18 protein-coding genes are annotated in these 20,233 nt (G+C 69.3%); 10 read left to right on the top strand and 8 right to left on the bottom strand.

What is annotated here, in order from left to right:
* Positions 1 to 15: 15 nt before the first annotated feature.
* Positions 16 to 564 carry a hypothetical protein gene (locus tag LV79_RS16370; protein WP_253837522.1) on the bottom strand — a complete coding sequence of 183 codons (549 nt, stop codon included), beginning with the start codon at positions 562 to 564 and terminating at the stop codon, positions 16 to 18.
* Between the two features lie 227 nt (positions 565 to 791).
* Here LV79_RS16370 and LV79_RS16375 point away from each other — a divergent pair, with 227 nt between their 5' ends.
* From LV79_RS16375 to LV79_RS16385, 3 genes are all read left to right on the top strand, one after another.
* Positions 792 to 1,223, top strand: a complete 432-nt coding sequence (locus tag LV79_RS16375; protein WP_253837525.1) for a DUF6301 family protein — start codon at positions 792 to 794, stop codon at positions 1,221 to 1,223.
* Positions 1,220 to 1,678: a TY-Chap domain-containing protein gene (locus LV79_RS16380; protein WP_253837527.1), complete on the top strand. Its 459-nt coding sequence runs from the start codon at positions 1,220 to 1,222 to the stop codon at positions 1,676 to 1,678. Before LV79_RS16375 ends, LV79_RS16380 begins: the two co-directional genes overlap by 4 nt.
* A gap of 67 nt (positions 1,679 to 1,745) precedes the next feature.
* Positions 1,746 to 4,127 carry an NACHT domain-containing protein gene (locus LV79_RS16385; RefSeq protein WP_253837529.1) on the top strand — a complete coding sequence of 794 codons (2,382 nt, stop codon included), beginning with the start codon at positions 1,746 to 1,748 and terminating at the stop codon, positions 4,125 to 4,127.
* Between the two features lie 171 nt (positions 4,128 to 4,298).
* On the opposite strand, the gene LV79_RS16390 is transcribed toward LV79_RS16385, so the two are convergent.
* The gene (locus LV79_RS16390) at positions 4,299 to 6,293 is read right to left on the bottom strand and encodes a hypothetical protein (RefSeq protein WP_253837532.1); all 1,995 of its coding nucleotides are present in this window, start codon (positions 6,291 to 6,293) and stop codon (positions 4,299 to 4,301) included.
* A gap of 219 nt (positions 6,294 to 6,512) precedes the next feature.
* Here LV79_RS16390 and LV79_RS16395 point away from each other — a divergent pair, with 219 nt between their 5' ends.
* Both LV79_RS16395 and LV79_RS16400 read left to right on the top strand, forming a co-directional pair.
* Entirely contained in the window at positions 6,513 to 6,875 is a 363-nt protein-coding gene (locus LV79_RS16395; RefSeq protein WP_253837534.1) for a PLDc N-terminal domain-containing protein, read from the top strand.
* Positions 6,876 to 6,955: 80 nt separating this feature from the next.
* Positions 6,956 to 9,028 carry a M28 family peptidase gene (locus LV79_RS16400; RefSeq protein WP_253837543.1) on the top strand — a complete coding sequence of 691 codons (2,073 nt, stop codon included), beginning with the start codon at positions 6,956 to 6,958 and terminating at the stop codon, positions 9,026 to 9,028.
* A 116-nt stretch (positions 9,029 to 9,144) separates the two neighbouring features.
* Here LV79_RS16400 and LV79_RS16405 read toward each other — a convergent pair whose 3' ends face one another.
* Both LV79_RS16405 and LV79_RS34510 read right to left on the bottom strand, forming a co-directional pair.
* A complete protein-coding gene (locus LV79_RS16405) occupies positions 9,145 to 9,816 on the bottom strand; it encodes a DNA alkylation repair protein (RefSeq protein WP_253837545.1) in 672 nt (223 codons plus the stop codon).
* Between the two features lie 9 nt (positions 9,817 to 9,825).
* Positions 9,826 to 10,530: a nucleotidyltransferase family protein gene (locus tag LV79_RS34510; RefSeq protein ID WP_253837547.1), complete on the bottom strand. Its 705-nt coding sequence runs from the start codon at positions 10,528 to 10,530 to the stop codon at positions 9,826 to 9,828.
* Between the two features lie 123 nt (positions 10,531 to 10,653).
* Here LV79_RS34510 and LV79_RS34515 point away from each other — a divergent pair, with 123 nt between their 5' ends.
* The 3 genes from LV79_RS34515 to LV79_RS16425 all read left to right on the top strand — a co-directional run bounded on the left by LV79_RS34515 (position 10,654) and on the right by LV79_RS16425 (position 12,968).
* Positions 10,654 to 10,974: a hypothetical protein gene (locus LV79_RS34515; protein ID WP_253837549.1), complete on the top strand. Its 321-nt coding sequence runs from the start codon at positions 10,654 to 10,656 to the stop codon at positions 10,972 to 10,974.
* Position 10,975: 1 nt separating this feature from the next.
* On the top strand, positions 10,976 to 12,508 hold the full coding sequence (locus LV79_RS16420; RefSeq protein ID WP_253837551.1) for a hypothetical protein: 1,533 nt from the start codon (positions 10,976 to 10,978) through the stop codon (positions 12,506 to 12,508).
* A 73-nt stretch (positions 12,509 to 12,581) separates the two neighbouring features.
* Positions 12,582 to 12,968 carry a hypothetical protein gene (locus LV79_RS16425; RefSeq protein ID WP_253837553.1) on the top strand — a complete coding sequence of 129 codons (387 nt, stop codon included), beginning with the start codon at positions 12,582 to 12,584 and terminating at the stop codon, positions 12,966 to 12,968.
* Here the strand turns inward: LV79_RS16425 and LV79_RS16430 are convergent.
* Positions 12,915 to 14,288: a DHA2 family efflux MFS transporter permease subunit gene (locus LV79_RS16430; RefSeq protein ID WP_253837555.1), complete on the bottom strand. Its 1,374-nt coding sequence runs from the start codon at positions 14,286 to 14,288 to the stop codon at positions 12,915 to 12,917. The genes LV79_RS16425 and LV79_RS16430 overlap by 54 nt on opposite strands.
* 79 nt (positions 14,289 to 14,367) lie before the next feature.
* On the opposite strand from LV79_RS16430, the gene LV79_RS16435 reads away from it, so the two are divergent.
* Positions 14,368 to 14,739, top strand: a complete 372-nt coding sequence (locus LV79_RS16435; protein WP_253837557.1) for a winged helix-turn-helix transcriptional regulator — start codon at positions 14,368 to 14,370, stop codon at positions 14,737 to 14,739.
* Positions 14,740 to 15,289: 550 nt separating this feature from the next.
* Here LV79_RS16435 and LV79_RS16440 read toward each other — a convergent pair.
* The 3 genes from LV79_RS16440 to LV79_RS16450 all read right to left on the bottom strand — a co-directional run bounded on the left by LV79_RS16440 (position 15,290) and on the right by LV79_RS16450 (position 18,032).
* Positions 15,290 to 16,222: a GNAT family N-acetyltransferase gene (locus LV79_RS16440; protein WP_253837559.1), complete on the bottom strand. Its 933-nt coding sequence runs from the start codon at positions 16,220 to 16,222 to the stop codon at positions 15,290 to 15,292.
* Positions 16,223 to 16,380: 158 nt separating this feature from the next.
* Complete coding sequence (locus LV79_RS16445) at positions 16,381 to 17,310, bottom strand: M48 family metalloprotease (RefSeq protein ID WP_253837561.1); 930 nt, start codon at positions 17,308 to 17,310, stop codon at positions 16,381 to 16,383.
* An 86-nt stretch (positions 17,311 to 17,396) separates the two neighbouring features.
* On the bottom strand, positions 17,397 to 18,032 hold the full coding sequence (locus LV79_RS16450; RefSeq protein WP_253837571.1) for a hypothetical protein: 636 nt from the start codon (positions 18,030 to 18,032) through the stop codon (positions 17,397 to 17,399).
* A gap of 125 nt (positions 18,033 to 18,157) precedes the next feature.
* Between LV79_RS16450 and LV79_RS16455 the strand changes: the two genes are divergently transcribed.
* Complete coding sequence (locus tag LV79_RS16455) at positions 18,158 to 20,218, top strand: CBM96 family carbohydrate-binding protein (protein WP_253837573.1); 2,061 nt, start codon at positions 18,158 to 18,160, stop codon at positions 20,216 to 20,218.
* Positions 20,219 to 20,233 lie beyond the last annotated feature (15 nt).

Genomic DNA, 20,233 nt, shown 5'->3' on the forward strand with positions numbered 1-20,233 from the left:
GGCCTCTCTCCGGGATCAGTCGCGGTTGGTGATCAGTTGGAGGGTGCGCCGGATGTTCGGTTCCTGTTCGGTCGCGCCGACGACGGCCAGCACCGACTGCTTTCGCGCGCGGTCGGGATCGACCGCATCGATGATGAGCAGGGCACACTCCCGAACAGACGGGTCCTCGTCCAAGAGCCACCCATAGAACTGGGTGAGCCCCTCCCGGGCTTGACGCCTGCAACGATCACCGAGCTCGGTGTTGCCGGACCTGTCCTCGAGGTCAGCGGGCACACCGCACACGATCTGCTGCACCAACTCGACCAACGCCCGCAAGCGGGGCCCGTCCTTGAACTCCCCGCTGAGCGACAGGAGCACCGCGAGCGCGGGCTCCGCGGCCTCGAACAGCGACCCCTGGACGACCACCTCGTTATCGATCATCCAGTACGCGGCATCAGCCGACTCGGGTGTCGCCGCCGCGTGGAGCGCGTCAAACGCCGTGGGCAGACCCTCGCCGGATCCCGAACAGGTCCGCAGCCCGGACCAGTCAACGGCGGCGACCATCATGCGCGAAATCGGATTCACGGGACCTCGCTCATATTCCACTCCCCGCCCGGCTTGCCCAAGGGTAGTCGTGGGAGTTCCTCGTGACAGGACAGTCCGGTCCGGTTGGGTGGACGAGCTAGGGTGGGTCGCGATGAGATCACCGCGCTCGTGTTCGCCCGTGGCCTGTGTTTCGGTGGGCCATCGCCGAGCGGGCGCGGGATCAGTTCCCTCGCCCGGTCGGGTGCGCTGAGGTGGGCTATCGCGCGATGTCGCCCGCTGGGGTTTGGGAGGTCGTCGACTTCTGGGCCGGTGTCTCGTGGCCAGCATCTCGCGTCGACGCGCAGCGGATGGCGGTCGACCGCCTCGGGTGGGCTGTCGAGGTCGAGGACGGGTTGGGATATCTAGTGAACCCGGCTTTCACGCCGCCGGAGGTGTCGATGTCCGGCATCGACACCGTGGCGTTCGTGCGTTTCCGGATCGTGGACACGGTCGCGGAGGAGACACCGGCGACGAGGGCCTTGCTCGGCGATCTCTTCACGCTGGTGGTGCGTGCGGGGGTGGCTCGGTTGGGGCGTCCGTCGATCAGGCGCGATCGCGGGCAGACCGACGCGACCTGGGAGATGGGGCCCGCCCAGGTCACCGTCACGCTGTGGTCGAGGTCCGTGATGGTCCGGTTCCGCACCCCGGAAGGCCGGTGAGCGAGGTGCCGGGCTGGGAGGCGTTCGGCGGTGGCCTCACCGAAGCGCTGCGGGACGTGTCGGACCGGGTACTCCTGGTCGTCTTCTCAAGGGCCGACCCGCAGGTGTTCGTGCAGTTCGCAGGCAGCGACCACGAGTTGCATGCCGAGGCGGGGGCGCCTGCGGATCCCAGCCCGATGGCCGCGGCCGGGTGGGTGCCGCCGACAGGGATCGACCCACCGAACTGGACCTCCTCCCTGCCGCTGCCCGCGCTGACGGTGGAGTACACCGCGATGGCGGCGCGCTGTGTAGTGGCGTTGCGCGATGTCCACGGGCTCCCCACTCCCGACGAACTGGTGTACAAGGCATGGCGCGACGCGGAATGGCCGTCCGACACCACGTCGTCCGCCAAACGAGACCCCGGCGAGAACCCACTGGCGCTGTCCTGGCTTGACATCCCCTCCGCACCCGGGTGATGTCTGTCCACGAGTTGTCAGACCGAGGTTCGTTGATCACCATGGGCGGACCCCTCATGATTTGTCGGTGGCCGACCAGTACCGATTCTCCATATCGGGCAACCAGGGCGTCGCGGTGCAGGCACGGGACATCAGCGGCGGTGTGCACATCACCGCTCCATCCGCTGATCCGCTTGACGTGGCGGTACGGGAGCTCGCCGCGCACGCCGACGCGCTGAGCAGGCAACGAGCCATCGTCGAAGGCTGGGCGGGTTCCACCCTCGAGGTCCGCTGGGACGTGGACAGCGCGCACCACACCGGTACCACAGACATCAGCACGTCGATGGGCGAGCTCGCACGCACCGTGCTCGCAGGCCCGTACCGCGGCCTTGTCCTGCTGGGGCAGGCGGGGACAGGCAAGACCACCATGGCCGCGCTGCTCATGCCGCACCTGCGAGAGGAGAGCGCCGACCACGTCGCGCCCGTCCTGCTCCCGCTGGCCGACTGGGACCCCGACCGCGACCACGCGCACACCTGGATCGTCCAGGGGGTTCGCGCTCTCCTGCCCGGCGCCGCGGCCAGCGCGTCCGAGCACGAGGTGGCCGCCCTTCTCGCCAAGGGGCGGATCATCCCGGTCCTCGACGGTCTCGACGAGATGCCCGCCGCCCGGCAAGCCGTCGCCATCACGCGTCTCAACGTGGCCTTCGACCAAGGGGCCCCGATCGTCTTGACCTCCCGTCCCCCCGCTTACGACTCCACACCAGGGCTCCGCGGGGCGATGGTGCTGCGCGCCAGACCGCTCACGGCGGCCGCCATCAACACCTACTTGCGTAACAGCGTCGAACCCTCACGAACCCGGCTGTGGGACGACGTGCTCGACTCCGTCACACCAGGGTCCCCGTTGGCGTTGGCCCTGTCGACTCCCCTGATGGTCTGGGCGGTCCACACCGGCTATGTCCGAACCATGACCGACCCCACGCCGCTTCTCGACCTCGCCGACCGGGACACCGCGGAACGCCACTTGCTGGACAAGGCGGTTACCGAGATGGTCGCCGACCGGCCACCGATCCTGGCACTCCCACCGGGCCGGGACCGGGCACGCCCCCCTGTTCGCTGGCCCGCTCACAAATCGCGTCGGTGGCTGTGTTTCCTGACCGACCACCTGCGCGGCACAGGACATCCCGCGATCGAGTGGTGGCGGCTCAAGGATGCCCGGGCGTCGGTTTCGACGACGTTGGTGCTGTTGCTCATCATGCCGATCGGCACAATCTGGACCTCACAGGTCCTGCTGCACCCAGCACGGGCGGGCGACACGGCCTCAGCAGGCGAGGGTCTGGCTTTCGGCGCGGCCATAGGGTTGATCGTCGAGTTGATCGCGGTCATCCTGCGACCGCATCCGATTGAGAGACCATCGGGTCGTCCGGGGATCCGCGGGTTGGCGGCGAGGCTGGAACAGCTCAAAACGAGCACGGCGGCAAGGCCTGGCTGGACCGCGGTGGCCATCGTCGCTCTACTGGCCGCAGCGACCTACTTCGCGGTCAGCAGACAAGGCGGTGCAGCGGCGATGGCCACCGCCGCCGCTATCCTGGTGGCACTCGGTGTCGGAAGAGCCGCGCTGGGCCCGCCCAACGAGGCCGCCGCTTCTGACCCTCCTCGCCGGACCTTGGCGGCCGACCGCGACGCCACAGCTCTGGCCTGCACTGCTGCCACCTCGGTGGTCGCCGCCGTCACAGCACTGGCCGGACAGTGGAACCTGCTGTGGGCCGCGGCCGCGTGGTCAGCCGTCATCCTGTCGTCGAGTCCGTGGGGGCGGTGGGGGATGGCGAAGCTGATCTTGGCGGTCACGGGCAGGCTCCCGCTGCGGACGATGGCTTTCCTCGATCAGATGGCGGACAGGGGGATGCTCCGCCGCATCGGCGGCGCACACGAGTTCCGGCACGATCGGCTGCGCGAGCACCTGACCGCCCCCGGCTCCGCCACCAACTACGTCGTGTTCGCCGTCCGCAGCAACGCAGGGACTCTGCTCCAGGCGGAGGAGTTGCGTTACAACCGCCGCCGCCCGTGGTATCTGCTCGCGATGGCCGTGTTCCTGACTGGCTTCATCTGGCTGGATGCCGCGACCTTCGGCGGTTGGCAGTCTACCCAGGTCTGGATGTTCACCATTGTCGGTCCCGCAGCCTTCCTGGGCCTTGCGGTCAAGGCTTACCGCCCTATGCAGATCGGTTTTCTTGACGATCCCCCTCGCCTGGTGCTGTCGATCCGCGGAAAGACAGAAGGCGCGGCCGCCTCGGATCTTTCCGGATTCAAAGTCGACAAAGCCAAACCCGGAGCGGTCGCGCTCTACCTGAGGTGGAAGGGCGATCCCACACAGGAGTGGATACGAATCTTCCCGCTGGGGGCACCCGAGCATCTCCCGAAGGAGATAGTCGAAACAGTGAGGACCTTCCAAGACAAGGTCGAGGCTCAGTGACGCTGCGGCGTCACGACAGTCCGTGATCAACCAGCGACGCCGCGATGGACTGGCTCGAGAGTTCGATGAAGGCCGCCTCCGCCGGTGCTGATCAAGGCAGTTGAGCCTTTGGGGCTAGTAGGGAAATCCCGCCGTGCGGGAGGGCACGGCGGGATTGGGTGGGCCGAAGGGTTACTGGGTGGTCATGGCGCCGAAGCCGGTGGTGGTTATGGGGAGGATCAGGTCGTCCAGGGGGGAGCGTTCGCCTTGGCCTGCGTGGGAGGGGGTGATGAGGTGGCCGATGCCGGGAGAGGGGTCGGTGGTGCCGGTGTCGAGGGCGTTGTGGATCAGGTCGCCGGGGGTGGGGGTCAGGGAGAGTGAGGTGAAGCCGAGGCCTGCGGGGTGGGGGGTGTGGGGCTCGGCGGCGGCTTCGATCAGGTGGCCGGTGTCGGCCTCGGTGACGGCGAAGGGTTCGATGCCGGTGAGGGTGATGTCGAAGTCGACGAGGCGGAGGCCGCCCGCGCTCCATTCTTGCCACTTCTCCAGGAAGCTGGTCCAGTCCGTGTTGACCCACAACCCGTAACCGCCCACGCCCGTGCGGAAGACGCCCGAGTAGCGGCGCTGGCCGTTGACCTCGGTGATGTCCAGGTCGACCAGCCGCAGGCCCTGGGCGCTCCACTCCTGCCACTTCGCGACGAAGCTGTCCCAGTCGGCGAGGGCCCACAACCCGTAGCCGCCGGTGCCCGCGCTGAAGACGCCGGAGTAGCGGAGTTGGCCGTTGATCGTGGTGACCGTCAAGTCGTCCAAGCGCAGCCCGGCCGCGCTCCACTCCTGCCACTTGGCAACGAAGTTGGACCACTCGGCGTTGACCCACAGGCCATAACCACCGGCGCCCGCGCGGAACACCCCGGAGTAGCGCGGTTTCCCGTCGATCTCGGTGATGTCCAGGTCCACCAACCGCAGGCCCTGCGCGCTCCACTCCTGCCACTTCGCCACGAAGCTGTCCCAGTCGACCAGGGCCCACAACCCGTGGCCGCCCGCGCCCGCGGTGAACACGCCGGAGTAGCGGAGGTTGCCGCCGGGCTTGCTGATCTCCAGTTCGTCCAGGCGCAGCCCCGCCGCGCTCCACTCCTGCCACTTGGCGACGAAGTGCGACCAGTCCGCGTTGACCCACAACCCGTGCCCGCCGGTGCCCGCGGTGAACACGCCCGAGTAGCGCTGGCCCTGCGGGAACCCGAGGTGCCACGGGGTGTGCGCGCACATGGTCCAGCTGTTGGACTTCATGATGCACGGCTCGCCGCCGCTCGGGGCGCAGGTCTCGCAGTTGGCGTTGGGCTTGCCCCACGGGCCCCAGGAACCCCCGCAGTCACACCCGCTGGAGGCGTACTCGTCCGGGGCGCCGAAGATGTGGCCGGTCTCGTGGGCGAACACCCGGTCGATGTTGTCGACGCCCCAGCCGTCGTTGCTGTACTGCATCACGAGCCGGGGCCCGCCGATGGAGGCGTAGGCGAAGTGGCGCACCGGGTACTTGGTGAAGAACGCGACGTAGGCCCAGGTGGAGTTCTTGGTGTCCCGCAACTTCTCCGCGTACTGGGCGGCGGTGTCGAACCCGATCGCCTTGAGCGCCGGGTCGCGCCAGAGGGGTTCCTTGGCGGCGTCGGTGGCGCTGGGGTCGGGCTGGGCGGTGATCGACGGCGTGCGCACGTCGTAGACCCACGTGACGCCACCGGGGCTGCTCTGCGCGCCCAGCCAGCCCAACCCGTTCTGGACCTCGGCGACGACCTTCGTGCGTTCGGCCGCGCTGAACTGGAGGTCGGCCGTCGGCCCGTCCACGATCACGATGCCGACCGCGACCCGACCGGTCAGCCGGGCCGAGAGCGGCGCGCCACTGTCCACTGCGGACGCGTCGGCGTCGTCATCGGCGTCGGGCGCGTCGCCGTCATCCCAGCTGGCGCCGTCGAGCGGCCGCTGCGACTTGGCCTCGGCGTACTCCGTCGACTCGCGCAACCGCAGCGCCGCCAGGCCGATCGCCGCGAGCTCGTCCAGGCTCTCCTCGTCCACCGCCGCCAGGGTCGCCGTACCCTCCGGCACCGCGGCGACCACCAGCTCTCCGTACTCGTGTGCGACCGCGTGGTGACCATCCGCGGTCGTGACTAACTGCTCGTTGAGGTTGATGTCTCCAGCCATGCACTTGGCTCCTTGTTCCTCGCACCATCCGCGCGTCCGCCAGGATCGCCCCGGACCACTGCCCCGGTCCTGCCCGTTCGGACAGCGGAAGAGGCGGTTTCGGCGGCAAGAGGGACAGGTTCGCCGCCGCTCGAAATGGGGCTGTGGTTAGAATCCGCCGACCGGGGTGGCCGTGCGAGGCCGGAGACGTACCGGTACGAACTACTGGGGGTAGGCGACATGTGGTACTTCGGCGGCGTCTTCGGGTTGGCGACCCTGGCGTTGTGGATCTTCTGCCTGGTGGACGTGATCACCACGCCCGACGGCGCACCGCGCAACCTGCCGAAGTTCGGCTGGCTGGTGCTGGTGCTGGTCCTGCCCCTCATCGGGTCGCTGCTCTGGCTCATCGCGGGCCGTCCCCAGTCGACGACGGCCTACCGCCCGACGGCGTACGAACGCAGCGCTCCGCGCTTCCCCGAGTACGACCGGCCAGGCCGCTTCGCCGCCACGGACACCGCGGCTGACGAGGAGTTCCTGCGCCGTTGCCGCGAACGCGCCGAGCAGCAGCGCCGCCAGGCCCGCGGCGAGACCACGGAGTCCTGACCGCTCCCGCGGGTCCATCCAGTGGGACACCGGACGATCAGTGGGTACCGCGCGCTCCGTGAAGCCGGCTGACTGGGCGGATGCGAAGTATCACGCAGCGCAGTTCGAAGGTTGTCGCGGGCACGGCCGTCGTGGGTCTTCTGACCTCCCTGGCCACGGTTCCCGCTGCCGCGCAGGACGGATCCCTGCTCGGGTTCACCGCCGCCCACTCCGCCGCACAACGGCGGGTGGAGAAGGACTTCCTGGCCGCCATCGACCCAGCGCAGGCGCTCGAGCTGAACACAACGTTGTCGGCGCGCCCGCAACTCATCGGCACAGAGGGCAACCGGGCCTCCGGCGAGTACTCGGTGAGCAAGCTCAGGCAGTGGGGGCTCCCCACCCGTCACGCCCGCTACTCGGTGTACACGTCCGTACCCAGAGACATCAAAGTTGAGATCACCGCGCCGACCAAGCGCGTGCTGAGCGTCAAGGAGAAGCCGTACCCCGGCCAGCAGCACCTCGATGAGGCAGTGGTCGGCTACAACGCGTACTCGCCCGCGGGCGATGTCACCGGTCTGGTGGTCTACGCCAACTACGGGCTGCCCGAGGACTACCAGCGGCTCGCCGAGTTGGGCGTCGACGTCCGGGGCAAGATCGTGCTGGCGCGCTACGGCGGCAGCTTCCGGGGTGTGAAGTCCAAGGTCGCCCAGGAGCACGGCGCCAAGGGGCTGATCATCTACTCCGACCCCAAGGACGACGGGTTCGGCCGCGGCCCGGTGTACCCCGACGGCCCGTGGCGGCCCGCCGACTCGATCCAGCGCGGCAGCGTCCAGTACATCTTCCAGTACCCCGGCGACCCGCTGACCCCGGGCGAGCCGTCCGTGCCGGGCACCGACCGGATCGACCCGGCGGACGCGGACAACCTGCCGCGCATCCCGACGACCCCGATCTCCTACGGCGACGCCCAGCACCTGCTGCGCGCGTTGGACGGCCCGGCGGTGCCCGCGACCTGGCAGGGCGGCCTGGACTTCCCGTACCGCGTCGGCCCCGGCCCGACCGAGGCGCACCTCGACCTCGACATCGACTACAAACAGGTGCCGGTGGACAACGTGATCACCGAGATCAAGGGCCGCACGCACCCGGAGGAGAAGGTCATCATCGGCGCCCACCGGGACGCCTGGGTGTACGGCAGCACCGACAACACCAGCGGCTGGACCTCGGCACTGCAGATCGCCTACGGGATCTCCCGGCTGCTCAAGACGGGCTGGCGGCCGGAGCGGACCATCGTGATCGCGGGCTGGGACGGCGAGGAGTACGGCCTGCTCGGGTCGACCGAGTGGGTGGAGCAGCTGGCGCCCGAACTGCGGCGGGGCGCGGTCGCCTATCTGAACATGGACGGCACCGCGGGGCGTTCCTTCGGCACCGCGTCGGTTCCCGCGCTCGACGACGTGATCACCGCGGTCACCAAGTCCGTCCCCGATCCCGCTGGGGGCACGGTTTACGACAACTGGGCCGCCCAGGGCGCCACCACCCCGACCCGCCTCGGCAGCGGCTCCGACTACACCGCCTTCCTCGACCGCCTGGGCATCGCGTCCGCCGACATCGGCTTCGACTCCCCCAACGGCAACTACCACAGCACCATCGACGACCCCCAGTTCACCCACCGCTTCCTCGACCCCGGCGCGCGCTACCAGTCCACCGCCGCCAAGACCACCGGCCTGGTCGGCCTCCGCCTGGCCCAAGCCGACGTGATCCCGCTCAACTACTCCGACTACGCCCGCGAGACCCTCGTCTACCTCGAGGCAGCGGGCAAACGCGGCGTGGACGTGCGCGCGGCGACCAAGGCCGCCCAGGACTGGCTCCGCGCCACCGAGCGTCTGGAGTCCACTCGGGACAGGCTGCTACGAGACCACGACTTCGGCGGTGACAGGCTTTCCCGGCTCAACAAGTCGGTACTGGCACAGGAACGCGCCCTCACCCGAACCGAGGGCCTACCGAACCGCCCGTGGTACCGCCACCAGATCTACGCCCCCGGCACCTACACCGGCTATGCGGTGAAGGTCCTCCCCGGCGTCAACGAACCGCTGGACCAGAACGATCCCACCACCGCCAACCGCTGGCTCCGCCACCTGACCAAGTCCCTGGAAACCGCCGCCCGCACCGCCAACAGCTAAACACCCGTCGGGTGCGACGCCCGCGGGTGTCGCACCCGACGACAGGCCTGAGTCTGACCGACCGGCCCGGCAGGGACTCCATGGTCATGGTGCACGCCATCTCCAGGAGAGGGCGGCTAGCCGGCGCTCTGGCGGCTGACCACCTCGGTGATCCAGATGGGGGCGTACGGGGAGGTGCAGCCCGCTGGGGTCGGGTAGTTCTTGAGGACCTCGAGGCGTTCGCCGATGGCCAGCGCTCGGGGGCGGTGAGCGGGGTGGGTGATGCCGATCTGGGCCAGGCAGTGGTTCATGGCCCACTGGAGGCGGTCGGGTGCGGTCTTCATGTCGGCTTCGATGGTGTCGAGCAGTGCGGGCAGGTCCAGGCCGTCGGGGGACTTGGCGACGCGGTCGGTCGTCAGGGCCCAGCCCGCGCTCGCGACGACCGGATCCGGGTCGGTGGACCAGGTGAGGCGCGACCGTTCCGCGTGGGTGGATTTCTTGACGACGTAGTTGACCAGCCAGTCGTGGACCTTGGGAGCGCGGGACTCGCGGAGCATCGTGTCCAGTTCGGCGAGCTCGAACAGCTTCGGGCGGCAGACGAGCAGCGCCAGCAGTCGCGCGGCGGTGTCGTCGGTCGCCCACAGGTCCCGGGCGAGGTCGTGGTCGGTCTTGAGGCGTTTGGCCACGGCGCGGAGCTTGCTCAGGTTCACGCCGTGGTCATCACCGTGGCGTTCGTTCACGGCGCGGACCTTGGGGTCCGCGAGCGCCGCGAGTTCGACCAGCACTTCGGCGGCTGTGGTTCCGGTCATCCCGCGATCCTACGAGCGTTCCGATGTGGAGGGTTCTCGTAGTTCGGCGTTGATCCGGGCTAAGTCGGCTGGGGTGTTGATCGCCCACCAAGGGCTGTTGATGGGGTAGCCCATGATGTCGCCGGTGGTGGCTAAGTGGGTCAGGGTTTGGTTGTGGTCGCCGAGGGTGGGCAGCATTTTGGCTAGGCGGGGGGCGAAGATGTAGACGCCTGCGTTGGCCCAGTGGCCTGTGCCGAGTCTGGTTACCTGGCCGGTCGAACCGTACTCGACCGCGTGGCGGGAGTACGGGGAGCGGGTCACGGCCATGGTGACGGTTCGGCCGTGGAGCCGGTGGTGCACGGCCATCTCGGGGAGCGGGAACCAGGTCCAGATGTCGCCGTATGTCGCGATCCAGGGTTCGGCGGGGCGTGGTAGGCAGCGGGCGGCGTGACTGAGTGCGCCCCCACGGCCTAGGGGGCGTGGTTCCACCAGAACGTCGACCCGGGCCCGCAGCCGCAGGGATGCCACGTACCGCGCCACGTCGGTGCCCCGGTGTCCGGCGGCCACCACCACGTGATCCACCCCGGACGAGGTCAGCCACTCCACCTGGTGCCGGACGATCGGAACGCCCCGGACCTCCACCAGGCACTTCGGTCGCGCGTCGGTGCAGGGCCGCAGTCGACTGCCCTGCCCGCCCGCCAGGATCACCGCCTGCAGCGCCACCACCTCCGCCACGAAGATGCCACGCCAAGGCGGCACCGCGACCCGACAGCCACCGAACGAGTGAACGGACTTCCGTACAGGGTACGGATGGCGCGAGGATGCAGCCCGTCCCCGCCACCACCGGAAGGCCAAGTCGTGACTGGATTCGACGCGGACCTCGGCAAGCTCACCGAGGGCGCGGCCGCGATCGACGCGCTGTCCAAGCGGACCGAGGAACTGGCCGTCCAGCTCCAAGGCGCGTGTGCGGCCCCACCGCGGGTCGGTGATGTGCAGGCGACGGCGGTCTACCAGCAGGCGCACTTCGACTGGGCGCAGACGCGGTTCGAGGACCTGGCGGCCTCCGAGACCGAGCTGGCCGGGTTCGCCGCGAAGCTGCGCGAGACCGCCGCGACCTACCGCGGGGACGACACAGCCACGGCGCGGGCGCTCGGGCGGATCATCGGCGGGCTGCGCTGAGGTGAACGTCTTCAAGTACTTCGGCATCGACGACATCCGCGACCTCGCCGACCGCGTGCTCAGCGGCCACCCTGAGGACCTCGACGTCCGCGCCCGCCTGTGCGAGGCCGCGCAGGCCTCCACCAGCGCGACCGGCGACGAACTGGCCAAACTCGCCGCCGCGCTCACCCACGGGTGGACCGGGGAAGCCGCCGACGCCGCCGTGGCCACGTTGCGGGACGCGAGCCACAAGCGAAACGAGCAGGCGGCCCAGTTCGCGGCGTCGGCGGTGTCGTTCCACGCGGTCGCCCAGGCGCTGCGCACGGTGCAAGAGCAGGCCAACAGCCTGGTGGACACGGCGAACCGGCTCGGGAACGCGCTGGACAAGGCGTTGTCGGTCGCCGATCTCGCCATCTCGGCGCTGTCCGGCGCGGGCGTCGCGAACTGGGCCATCAAGAAGGTCACCGGGGTCGACCTCAAGAAGAAGGCCAAGGAGATCGTGCTCGACGCGACCCGGCCGATCCTGCACGAGGCGCTCGGGCTCAACTCCATCCTGGAGGCGCGGATCCGGGCGTACGAGCTGGTGCTGCGCGCCGAGGCCGAGACCATCCGGATCATGCCCGGCATCGTCCGCCCGGACGCGGGTCCGGTCGACCAGCCCGGTGACGCGGACCTGCGCCGGGACGCCCTGTTCCGGTCCGTCTACGGCCGGGACCCGGTGTCGGCCAACGACAAGCTGATGGCCGAGGCGCTGGACCTGCAGGGCGGCGACGCGGCCAACCGCGACCCGAACGCGCGCGTGGTGGTCATCCGGATCACCCCCGTGCCCGGGGCGGGCGTGGTGCACGGCTCGGCGTTCATCGGCGGCGACGAGGTGCTCAACCCCAAGCTGGACGGCACGTTCTTCGACAAGGGCGACAACCGGGGGTTCGACGCGTCCGCCCGACCGGACCAGAGTCGGGTGTCGTTCTACGTCGACTACGAGAACGGGCTGGTTGTCGTGCGGCAGAACGCTTCGCACGCGAGCAACGGCACCGTCGAGGTGGGCGACCCGTCGGTGGGCGTCGAGCAGGACGGCGCGGGTCGGGTACGGCTGCGGGTGGACGCGGCCAACCCGTTGGCGCCCCAGATCGCGCAGGACGCCAACATCTCGGTACGCGGCGACGTGGTGATCGACCCGCACGGCGGTCACAGTCCGGCGGACGTCAACGGCAAGGTGACCCGTTTCCCGTCGTGGGAGGTCTACCAGAGCAACAACGACGGCTCCCACGCCACGTTGCTCAACCGACCGGAGGAGGCGCACCCCGGCGGCACCGGTCCGCTCGTCGGCCTCCCCCAACCCACGGTCCCGGTCGGCGAGCACCCCAACACCCTCACCGAGTGGCGCGACCACCACCACCCCGGCCAGGACCGCGACACCTTCCTCGACGACATCCTCGAGTTCCCCACCACCCGCGGCGACGACTTCTACGACTACCCGGTCGACCGCGCCCCGTACCCGACCATCGACGGCAACGGCCGCCTCGTCGTCCCGGGGGCCCATCCCGTCGGCTGATGTGGCCGTTTCCCGGGCGGCGCGGGCGGTTGGTGTGGGATCGTCGAGCGGGAACTCGTCTGTGGGGGTCGAGATGTCGCGAGTCAATCGGTGGACAGTGAGCGCCGCCGGGCTGTACGTGGTGTGGGGCTTGTTGCACATGGGGCTGGGCATCTCCATGGTGCTGGGAAACGGGGCACCTGAGGGTGAGGTCGCCGCCGAGAGCCTCATGTTCTTCATCTGCGCGGCCGTCTTGGGCGCACAGGCCATCTTCGTCGCACTGACCATGAACCGCGTCAACAGCACGCTCGGTTTCTGGCTCAACGGCGCGGTATTGGGCGTGGTCGACGTGGCCTTCCTGGTGGTCTTGGTGTTCCCGGGCTACGTGGACCCAGTTGGCGGTACGTCGGGTCCGGTGATCTGGTTGCTAGCGACCGTGTGCGCCGCCATCGCGCTTCGACGGGCCCCTCGGGATCAGTAGGGCGATCACGGTCGCGGCGGCTACGAATGCTGCGGCGACAAGGAAGGCGAGGTGGTAGCCGGTCAGGAGAGCGTGTGCCTCGCCTGAGTGGGACGCGGCGAGGGTGGACAGGACGGCGAGGCCGATCGCGCCGCCGACCTGTTGGGTGGTGTTCAGCAGGCCGGAGGCAAGGCCCGCGCCTTGCGGCGGAATGTCGGCCATGGCGAGCCCCATCACGGCGGGCATGGTCAAGCCCGCGCCGACGCCCATCAAGACCATCACCGGCAGGACGTCCACCAGGTACCGCCCATCGACCGGCGCCCGGGCCAGCAGGAGCAACGCAGCCGTGACCAGCAGTAGTCCGACGGTGAGTGCGGCCCGTGGGTTGACCCGGGGCGCCAGGATCAGCGACACCACGCCGATGAGCACCGGTCCTGGGAGGAACGCCAGGCTCGTCTCCACGGCGCTGTAGTCCAGTACCCGACGGAGGTAGAGGGCGCCGAGGAACTGGAAGCCGAACAGGCCCGCGACCAGCAGCAGCATCACCACGTTCGCGCCGGTCAACCAGCGGGAGCGGAAGATCTCCAGCCGTAGCAACGGATGCGCGGCCTTGGCCTGGCGAAGTACGAACAGCCCGAGTAGCGCAACGGACGCCGTGCCGAGCAACCAGCCCCCGCTGTGGCTGATTGTGAACACCAGCAAGGACAACCCCGCCGTCACCAGCGCCGCGCCGAGGACGTCGAGACCCTGGCCGTGGCCGTGGCCCGGATCGTCCGCTACCCACCGGATCGCGAGCACCACCGTGACCACCCCGATCGGGACGTTCACCAGGAAGATCCACGGCCACCCGACACCCTGGGTGAGCGCCCCGCCCGCGATCACCCCGATGGACGCCCCCGCCGCCTGGACGAAGCTGTAGACGCCGATGGCCCTGGTCCGCTCGGCGGGCTCGGGGAACATCGTGACGACCATCCCCAGCACCACCGCCGACGCCGCGGCACCCCCGACCCCCTGCACGAACCGCGCGGCGACGAGCAGTCCGGGGCTGGTCGCGAGTCCGCACGCCAGCGACGCGACGGTGAAGACCACGAGCCCGGCCAGGAAGACCCGCTTGCGCCCGAGCAGATCACCCAGCCGCCCCGACAACAGCAGCAGACCGCCGAACGCGATCAGGTACGAGTTCACGACCCACGCCAGGCCCGCGGCCGTGAACCCGAGGTCGTCCTGGATCGTCGGCAGCGCCACGGCCACCACGCTCGCGTCGAGCACGACCATCAACGCGCCGGCGCACAGCACGCCCAACGCGAGCCACCTGGACCCAGGCAGCACGGAAGTCACCATCACCGATCCCCCTTGGAGCACCATTTGTTACTGGGGAGATGATGTGTGACCATGGGCGCGCGCGGAAGGAGGCACTTTCATGTCCCAGAGGAACACCGATGTGTCCCACCAGGCGACGTGCACCGTGCTGCAGGTGCTGGAGCGGATCAGCGGCAAGTGGAGCATCGGTGTCCTGCTCCCCGCCATGGACGGCCCGGTGCGCTTCACCGAGCTCGAGCGCTCCATCGCGGGCATCAGCAGGCGCATGCTCACCCTGACGCTGCGCAACCTCGAACGCGACGGCCTGCTCACCCGGACCGTGTACCCGACCGTCCCGCCGAAGGTCGAGTACACCGCCACCGAGATGGCCCGCGAGCTCTACGACGCCCTCCAATCGCTGACCTCCTGGGCCGAGCGCAACCTCGACGCCATCGCCACCGCCCGCGAGACCTACGACGCCGCGACGGCCTGACGGTTTTTGTCGGTGGGTCCTGATGTACTTCCCCGGAAGGCACGACCGGCGCAGGAGCAGTACTCGATCGACATCGACCTGTCCCAGACCGAGCGACCTCACTCTCGCGCGCTGATCGCCGGAATGGTGGTGGGTTCCATCGAGGACCAGCCGCGAGGGCGGTCGCCGCAGGTCCTCGGACCTGGCTAGTTCCAGGTTGTGCCCGCGGGGTAGCGACTTGCCGATGAGCGCGAGCGGGGTGAGGGAAGCCGACCTAGCCGATCACCACCGCAAGCGTGGCGAGGGCCTTCTCGTCGTACTGGGCGGCTGCCCGCGCGTACTGGTCGTCGGAGACCCGTTCGCCGTGGGGGTTGGGGGCGAGGACGGCCTCCACGAGAGCGAGCGCGACCCTTTCCGCCTCGGTGAAGTCGGCCGAGTCCTACCAGGACGCCACGGCGGTGATGCGCCGCTCCGCTACCTCGGCCTTACGGGCTGACGATGGTCATCTCCCTCAAGACCCAGCCATAGCCGCGATCGGGCCCAGCGGTGGACCCGATCGCGGCAGGCACGGCTAGTGCCAGGTCATGTCGATCTGGCGTTGGAAGGTGACATAGCCCGCCTTCGCGAAGGCGGCGGCCATCGGCGTGTTGTCCACATCGGTGGAAGCACGGATGCGGGGCACGTCCTCGGCCGCGAGCACGCTCGTACCCATCGCCAGCAGGTCGTGGATGTAGCCGTGCCCGCGATGCGCGGGCACCACGCCGATGTAGCTGATGACCGGGTTGTACCCGTTGTGCGCGGGGAGGACGAAGCCGACCGGTTCGCCGTCGGGCAAGGTCGCGATCTTCCACCACTCGCGCGGACTGTTGTAGCGCTCGAACTCGCCGCTGTACTCGTCCCGGGCGATCTCGCGCGCGGACTTCACGGCCAGGTCCTGGCGGCTGTGGGCGTCCAGGGTGCCGTCCAGGACGAGCGTCATCAGGTCGATGAGCTCTTCCGGGTCGGCCACGGTCCGGAAGGTGAGGCGACCGCTGAGCTCCGGGATCGGCGTGCCGGGGCGCCATTCCAGCCGCAGCCGTTCGACGAGCAGGTGCGCGCCGAGGCTCTCGAGCGCGCGGACCCGCCGCTCGACCGAGACCCGGACGTCGTCCTGCTCACGCCAGTCCGGTGGCAGGAACCGCCCGTACTCCGGCGGTGTCGCGTCAGCCGGGACCACCCGGGCCAACGCGGTCTCCACCAGGCGGATGGCGTCGTCGGTGTCGCCGAGGATGTCGAAGACGTCCATCAGCAGGGGGTGTTCGTCCCCCGGCCGCGACCACCACCCGGCGCGGGCGACCAGCTGGTCGCCGCGCAGGGCGACCCACAGCCACTCCGGCTTGCGCCGCCCTTCGGTGAAGTCGCGCGGGATCTCGGCGTTGAGGCCGTAGGGCACGCTGGTGAACAGGTCCAACTCGTCGAGCCCGGTGATCGGGCGCAGGATCAGGTCGTGCTGGTGCGAAGACAAGGCAACTCCATGAAGAGGCGCCCTGCCCACCCGGGATCAGCTCACAGGCCGTCCTGGGTGGACGTGAGCGCGATGTGCGTGGCGTACATGGCTCAGCCCTCCCTTCTCGTCGGTCGAAGCAGTAGATGTAACGAAGACGCCCGCCGCACGCAACTCGATTAACCGGGGACGAGCCCGATCAGGTCGACCACGCCGTAGACCGTGAACGCGACCGAGGACGCGGCCACGAGCGCCGGTGCCACAGCGGGCCATCGAGCGGTGCGGGGATTCGCGAGCAGGGCGGCGCAGCGGCGGGACACGTCCCGCTCGGACGTCGGGCGCGGGAGGAGCTGGCCGATGTTCGCCATGGCGTCGATGACCTTGCGGATGGAGGCGGCGACAAGTGGGCGGTTCCTCACCTCCGCGGCCCCGACCTCGTCCGCGGCGCGTTCGACCAGGTAGAGGACCTGGTGGACCACCCTGGTCAGGAACGGCAGCACGCGGGCCGCGCAGGACACGAGTGCGATGACCCGCTCGTGGTGGCCGCGTACGTGGTGGTCCTCGTGGGCCGCGAGCGCCCGGAACTCGGTGTCGTCGATGAGTTCCCGCAGGCCGGTCGTCGTCGCTACCTTCGGGTGCGACCGGGCCGCGAAGATCACGTCCACCCTGGGGTCCACGACGAGCGCCAGCACCACCGTCGCCCCGTCCGAGAGCGGCACGTGCTCCTCACCTCCCCAGGGCAGAGTCGCGAGGAGCGCGTGCAGCGACTGCGCGACTTGGGCCACCTCTTGGCGGTAGTTCGACACCTGGACGGCGGAGATGACCACCCATGCCAACAGGAGCATCGCCACGGCCAGCAGCCCCTTGTCACCCTGGGGCCACCCGGTCGGCCATCCCAACCAGTCCGCGACCTCCGGTATGGCAACCACCGCCCGCGTGATGGCGACGAGCAACGTGACCACCGCCGCGGCCGCGCAGACCACCGCGCTCCACGCCAATGCCCACGCGGCCGTCGAGGGGCGGAACCGGTCGTGGACCAGCGCGGAGACCACTGCCAGGACCGCAGGCGCGATCACCAGCACCCATGCGCAATGGACAAGGACTGCCATCGGACTCCCCCAGAACACGGAGGCGCAAAGCCCCCAAACCACCCAGCGACAAGGGAGTCTAACCGGCCACGGTCAGGCGGTTCGGATCAGTCGAAAGGGAACTCGAAACAGACGTCGCCCGCGAAATGGCGCGCCGAGTGCTCGGACATTCTCCGACCGTAGACGCGATCTCCGGACAGCGCCGTGTACTCGTCGAAGTCGATCTGGATGACGCCCGCGGTGTCCGCCAGGTAGACGTCGATACCGGGGTACATCAGGCCGAGGAAGGGCAGGTCGTCGAGGTCGAGCGCCAGCACCGGGTACTCCCCCGTGCTGTCCGGCTCGCCGACCGCCAGCAGCCTGCGGGAGTCCGAGCCGCCGGGCAGCAGGAAGCACTCCGGGAACCTGGTGTCGAACACGGCGAAGTCCTCGGCCCACGGTTCGCTCAGTTCCTCGCCCACCAACCGGCTCAGCGGCCTGGGGGCCAACTCGCCCGCCTCGGTGAACCAGCCGTGGCGCCGCAGCAACGAGGTGTCGAACTCCAGCCACGCGCGCAGGCTCGGGGACAGCGGACGACCTGAGGGGAAAGCCAGGCCCGCCAGGCGGTCCGCAGGCATCGGGGTGGGCGTGCCGTTGGTCACCCACGGCACCGCAACGTAGTCGTACAGCGACCGTCCGGGGTCCAACCGCACCGACTCGACCACGCGTTCCACCAGTTCCACGCCGTGTTGTCCGTTCGCCACGGCCGGGAAGTTAACAGGTGACGCCACATGCGCTGATCCGGGGGGAAACACCCTGGTTATCCGCCTTGGAACGGGGTGTTCGGATGCGCCAGGATGTGCCTCGCGATACTGAACTGAGGGGAAACATGACATCCAACATCACGTTGGGGCGTTTGGCGCGCCTCGGCGTAGTAGTGGTCACGGCCGTGGCCGGGACCTTGGTGGCGGTGGGCCCGGCGCAGGCAGCGCCGACGTTGCCGTCCACCGGCATCAAACCCATTGCCTGGGTGGGAACTGACTCGCGCGACCCGAACCGCGCCATCACCTCTGGTGACGTCCGGATCGGGTCCTGGAAGGACGACCAGGGCCGCAAGCACACCGGCAAGGCGTACCTGACCTACGACGTCGCGGCGTTCCGCGACGCCACGCTGTACTCGGTCAAGGCGTTCGTCCCGGAGGTGGCCGCCGCCGACTGCTCGAAGCGGCGGATGACCGAGGTGTGGGAGACGACGCCGGAGGACCACAGCCCGACCTGGGCCGACCAGCCCATCGAGCGCAACATCCTCCCTGGTCCCAAGAGCACCGAATGCGTGGGCCGGTACCTGTCGTGGGACGCCACGGACGCGGTGCAGCACGCACTGACCCGCGGTGACAACACAGTCACCCTGGCGATCCGCATCGCGGGCGACCAGGAGGGCAACGTCGCGTTCGGACGGACCGTCAGTCCGCAGTGGGCGACGTTGGGGTTGCAGTACAACCACACGCCTGACGTGCCCTTCGAGGTCACCTACGCCGGGCAGACCTGCCCCGCGTACGTGTCCGGTTCGACAGTCGAGGCCCGCGCTCGGGTGGTCGACAAGGACGGCCACGCGGGCCTGCAGACGCGGTGGGCGTTCTGGCCCGCCGCCAAGCCGGGGCAGCGCACCGAGGTCGTGCAGCAGGGCTCCTGGGCCTCCCAGGTCTCGGTCCCGCAGGCGTTGCTGGTCAACAATTCGAAGATCGCGGCCGCGGTGCGCACCGAAGACGGTTTCGCCGTCTCCGCGTGGACCCCGACGTGCGAGTTCACCTACGACAACGCGGCACCGGCGGTCGCGCCAACGGTGTCCTCCGACGTGTATCCGGAGGGTTGGAACTCGTCGGGGGGCACGAACGTCCCCGGTGAGTTCGTCTTCACCGCCAACGGAGTCGACGACGTCGTGGCCTTCCACTACGAGGGGACCGGTGGCCTGTGGGGTGACATCGCCGCGGACCGCCCCGGTGGTCAGGCGAAGATCACTGTCACCCCGCAGTCGTGGGGGTACCACTCCGTTTCCGTCTCCAGCACCGACAGGGCGGGACAGCGGTCCCCGGTCCGCACCTACCAGTTCATGGTGCGCGAGACCGGACCGCGCCTGGACCGCCAAGCCAGGGTCGACGCGGGCGCGGCTACGACATTCACCCTCACGGCCAACCAGCCGGGCGCGGTGGCGGCGAGCTACCAGCTCGACAACGGCCCGGTGACGACCGTCCCGTTGGACGCTGACGGGACCGCGCCGGTGACCATCACCGTCGCCACGGTGCAGCCGGTGTTCCACGACCTCACGTTGTGGACCACCGATGGCGCCGGGCGCAAGTCCGGCACCGTCAAGGCCACCGTGTTCGTCAACCAGGCCGAGCCCGAGATCGACGTCACCCCGGTCGAGGGCATCCCCGGCGCCGAGCGCACGATCACCTTCACCGCGGCGCGCTCGGACATCGCGTCGTTCACCTACCAGTACAACACGCCGTCGTCGTACGGCCAGGAGATCACGCTGCCCGCGGTCAACGGCACCGCGACCGCCACTGTCGCCCCTGGTGTGGCGGGCTGGTACGAGGTCACCGCGTTCAGCACGACGACCTCGGGTCAGCGCACGGGTACCGCCTATGAGCAGTTCTACGTGACATCGTCAGCACCCGAGGTGACCAGTGCCGAGTACCCGGAGAACGCGGTGTCCGGCGCTCCGGGCAAGCCGGGCACATTCCGGCTGTCGGTCGACGGCGCCACGGACTTCATCGTGAACTTCGAGGACCGGTACTACTACCCCAGTGCCGGGCCGGACGGGAGCGCGACCATCGAACTCACGCCGACCAGCGCGGGCGAGAAGACGCTCATCGTCTCGGCGATCCTGACCACCTGGGAGAGCACCCCGCTCCGTGAGTACAAGTTCACCGTCGCCGCAGGCGACTAGTTCCTCGTCGCGGAA

The organism is Actinokineospora globicatena, from assembly GCF_024171945.1.
Classification (GTDB): Bacteria; Actinomycetota; Actinomycetes; order Mycobacteriales; family Pseudonocardiaceae; genus Actinokineospora; species Actinokineospora globicatena.

Bases quoted from the DNA above. Each gene is read 5' to 3' on its own strand.
- LV79_RS16430 (WP_253837555.1), bottom strand. From the start codon at position 14,288: ATGGTGACTTCCGTGCTGCCTGGGTCCAGGTGGCTCGCGTTGGGCGTG.
- LV79_RS16445 (WP_253837561.1), bottom strand. From the start codon at position 17,310: ATGGCAGTCCTTGTCCATTGCGCATGGGTGCTGGTGATCGCGCCTGCG.
- LV79_RS16375 (WP_253837525.1), top strand. From the start codon at position 792: ATGTCGCCCGCTGGGGTTTGGGAGGTCGTCGACTTCTGGGCCGGTGTC.
- LV79_RS16390 (WP_253837532.1), bottom strand. From the start codon at position 6,293: ATGGCTGGAGACATCAACCTCAACGAGCAGTTAGTCACGACCGCGGAT.
- LV79_RS16425 (WP_253837553.1), top strand. From the start codon at position 12,582: ATGTCGCGAGTCAATCGGTGGACAGTGAGCGCCGCCGGGCTGTACGTG.
- LV79_RS16435 (WP_253837557.1), top strand. From the start codon at position 14,368: ATGTCCCAGAGGAACACCGATGTGTCCCACCAGGCGACGTGCACCGTG.
- LV79_RS16395 (WP_253837534.1), top strand. From the start codon at position 6,513: ATGTGGTACTTCGGCGGCGTCTTCGGGTTGGCGACCCTGGCGTTGTGG.
- LV79_RS16455 (WP_253837573.1), top strand. From the start codon at position 18,158: ATGACATCCAACATCACGTTGGGGCGTTTGGCGCGCCTCGGCGTAGTA.
- LV79_RS16405 (WP_253837545.1), bottom strand. From the start codon at position 9,816: ATGACCGGAACCACAGCCGCCGAAGTGCTGGTCGAACTCGCGGCGCTC.
- LV79_RS16400 (WP_253837543.1), top strand. From the start codon at position 6,956: ATGCGAAGTATCACGCAGCGCAGTTCGAAGGTTGTCGCGGGCACGGCC.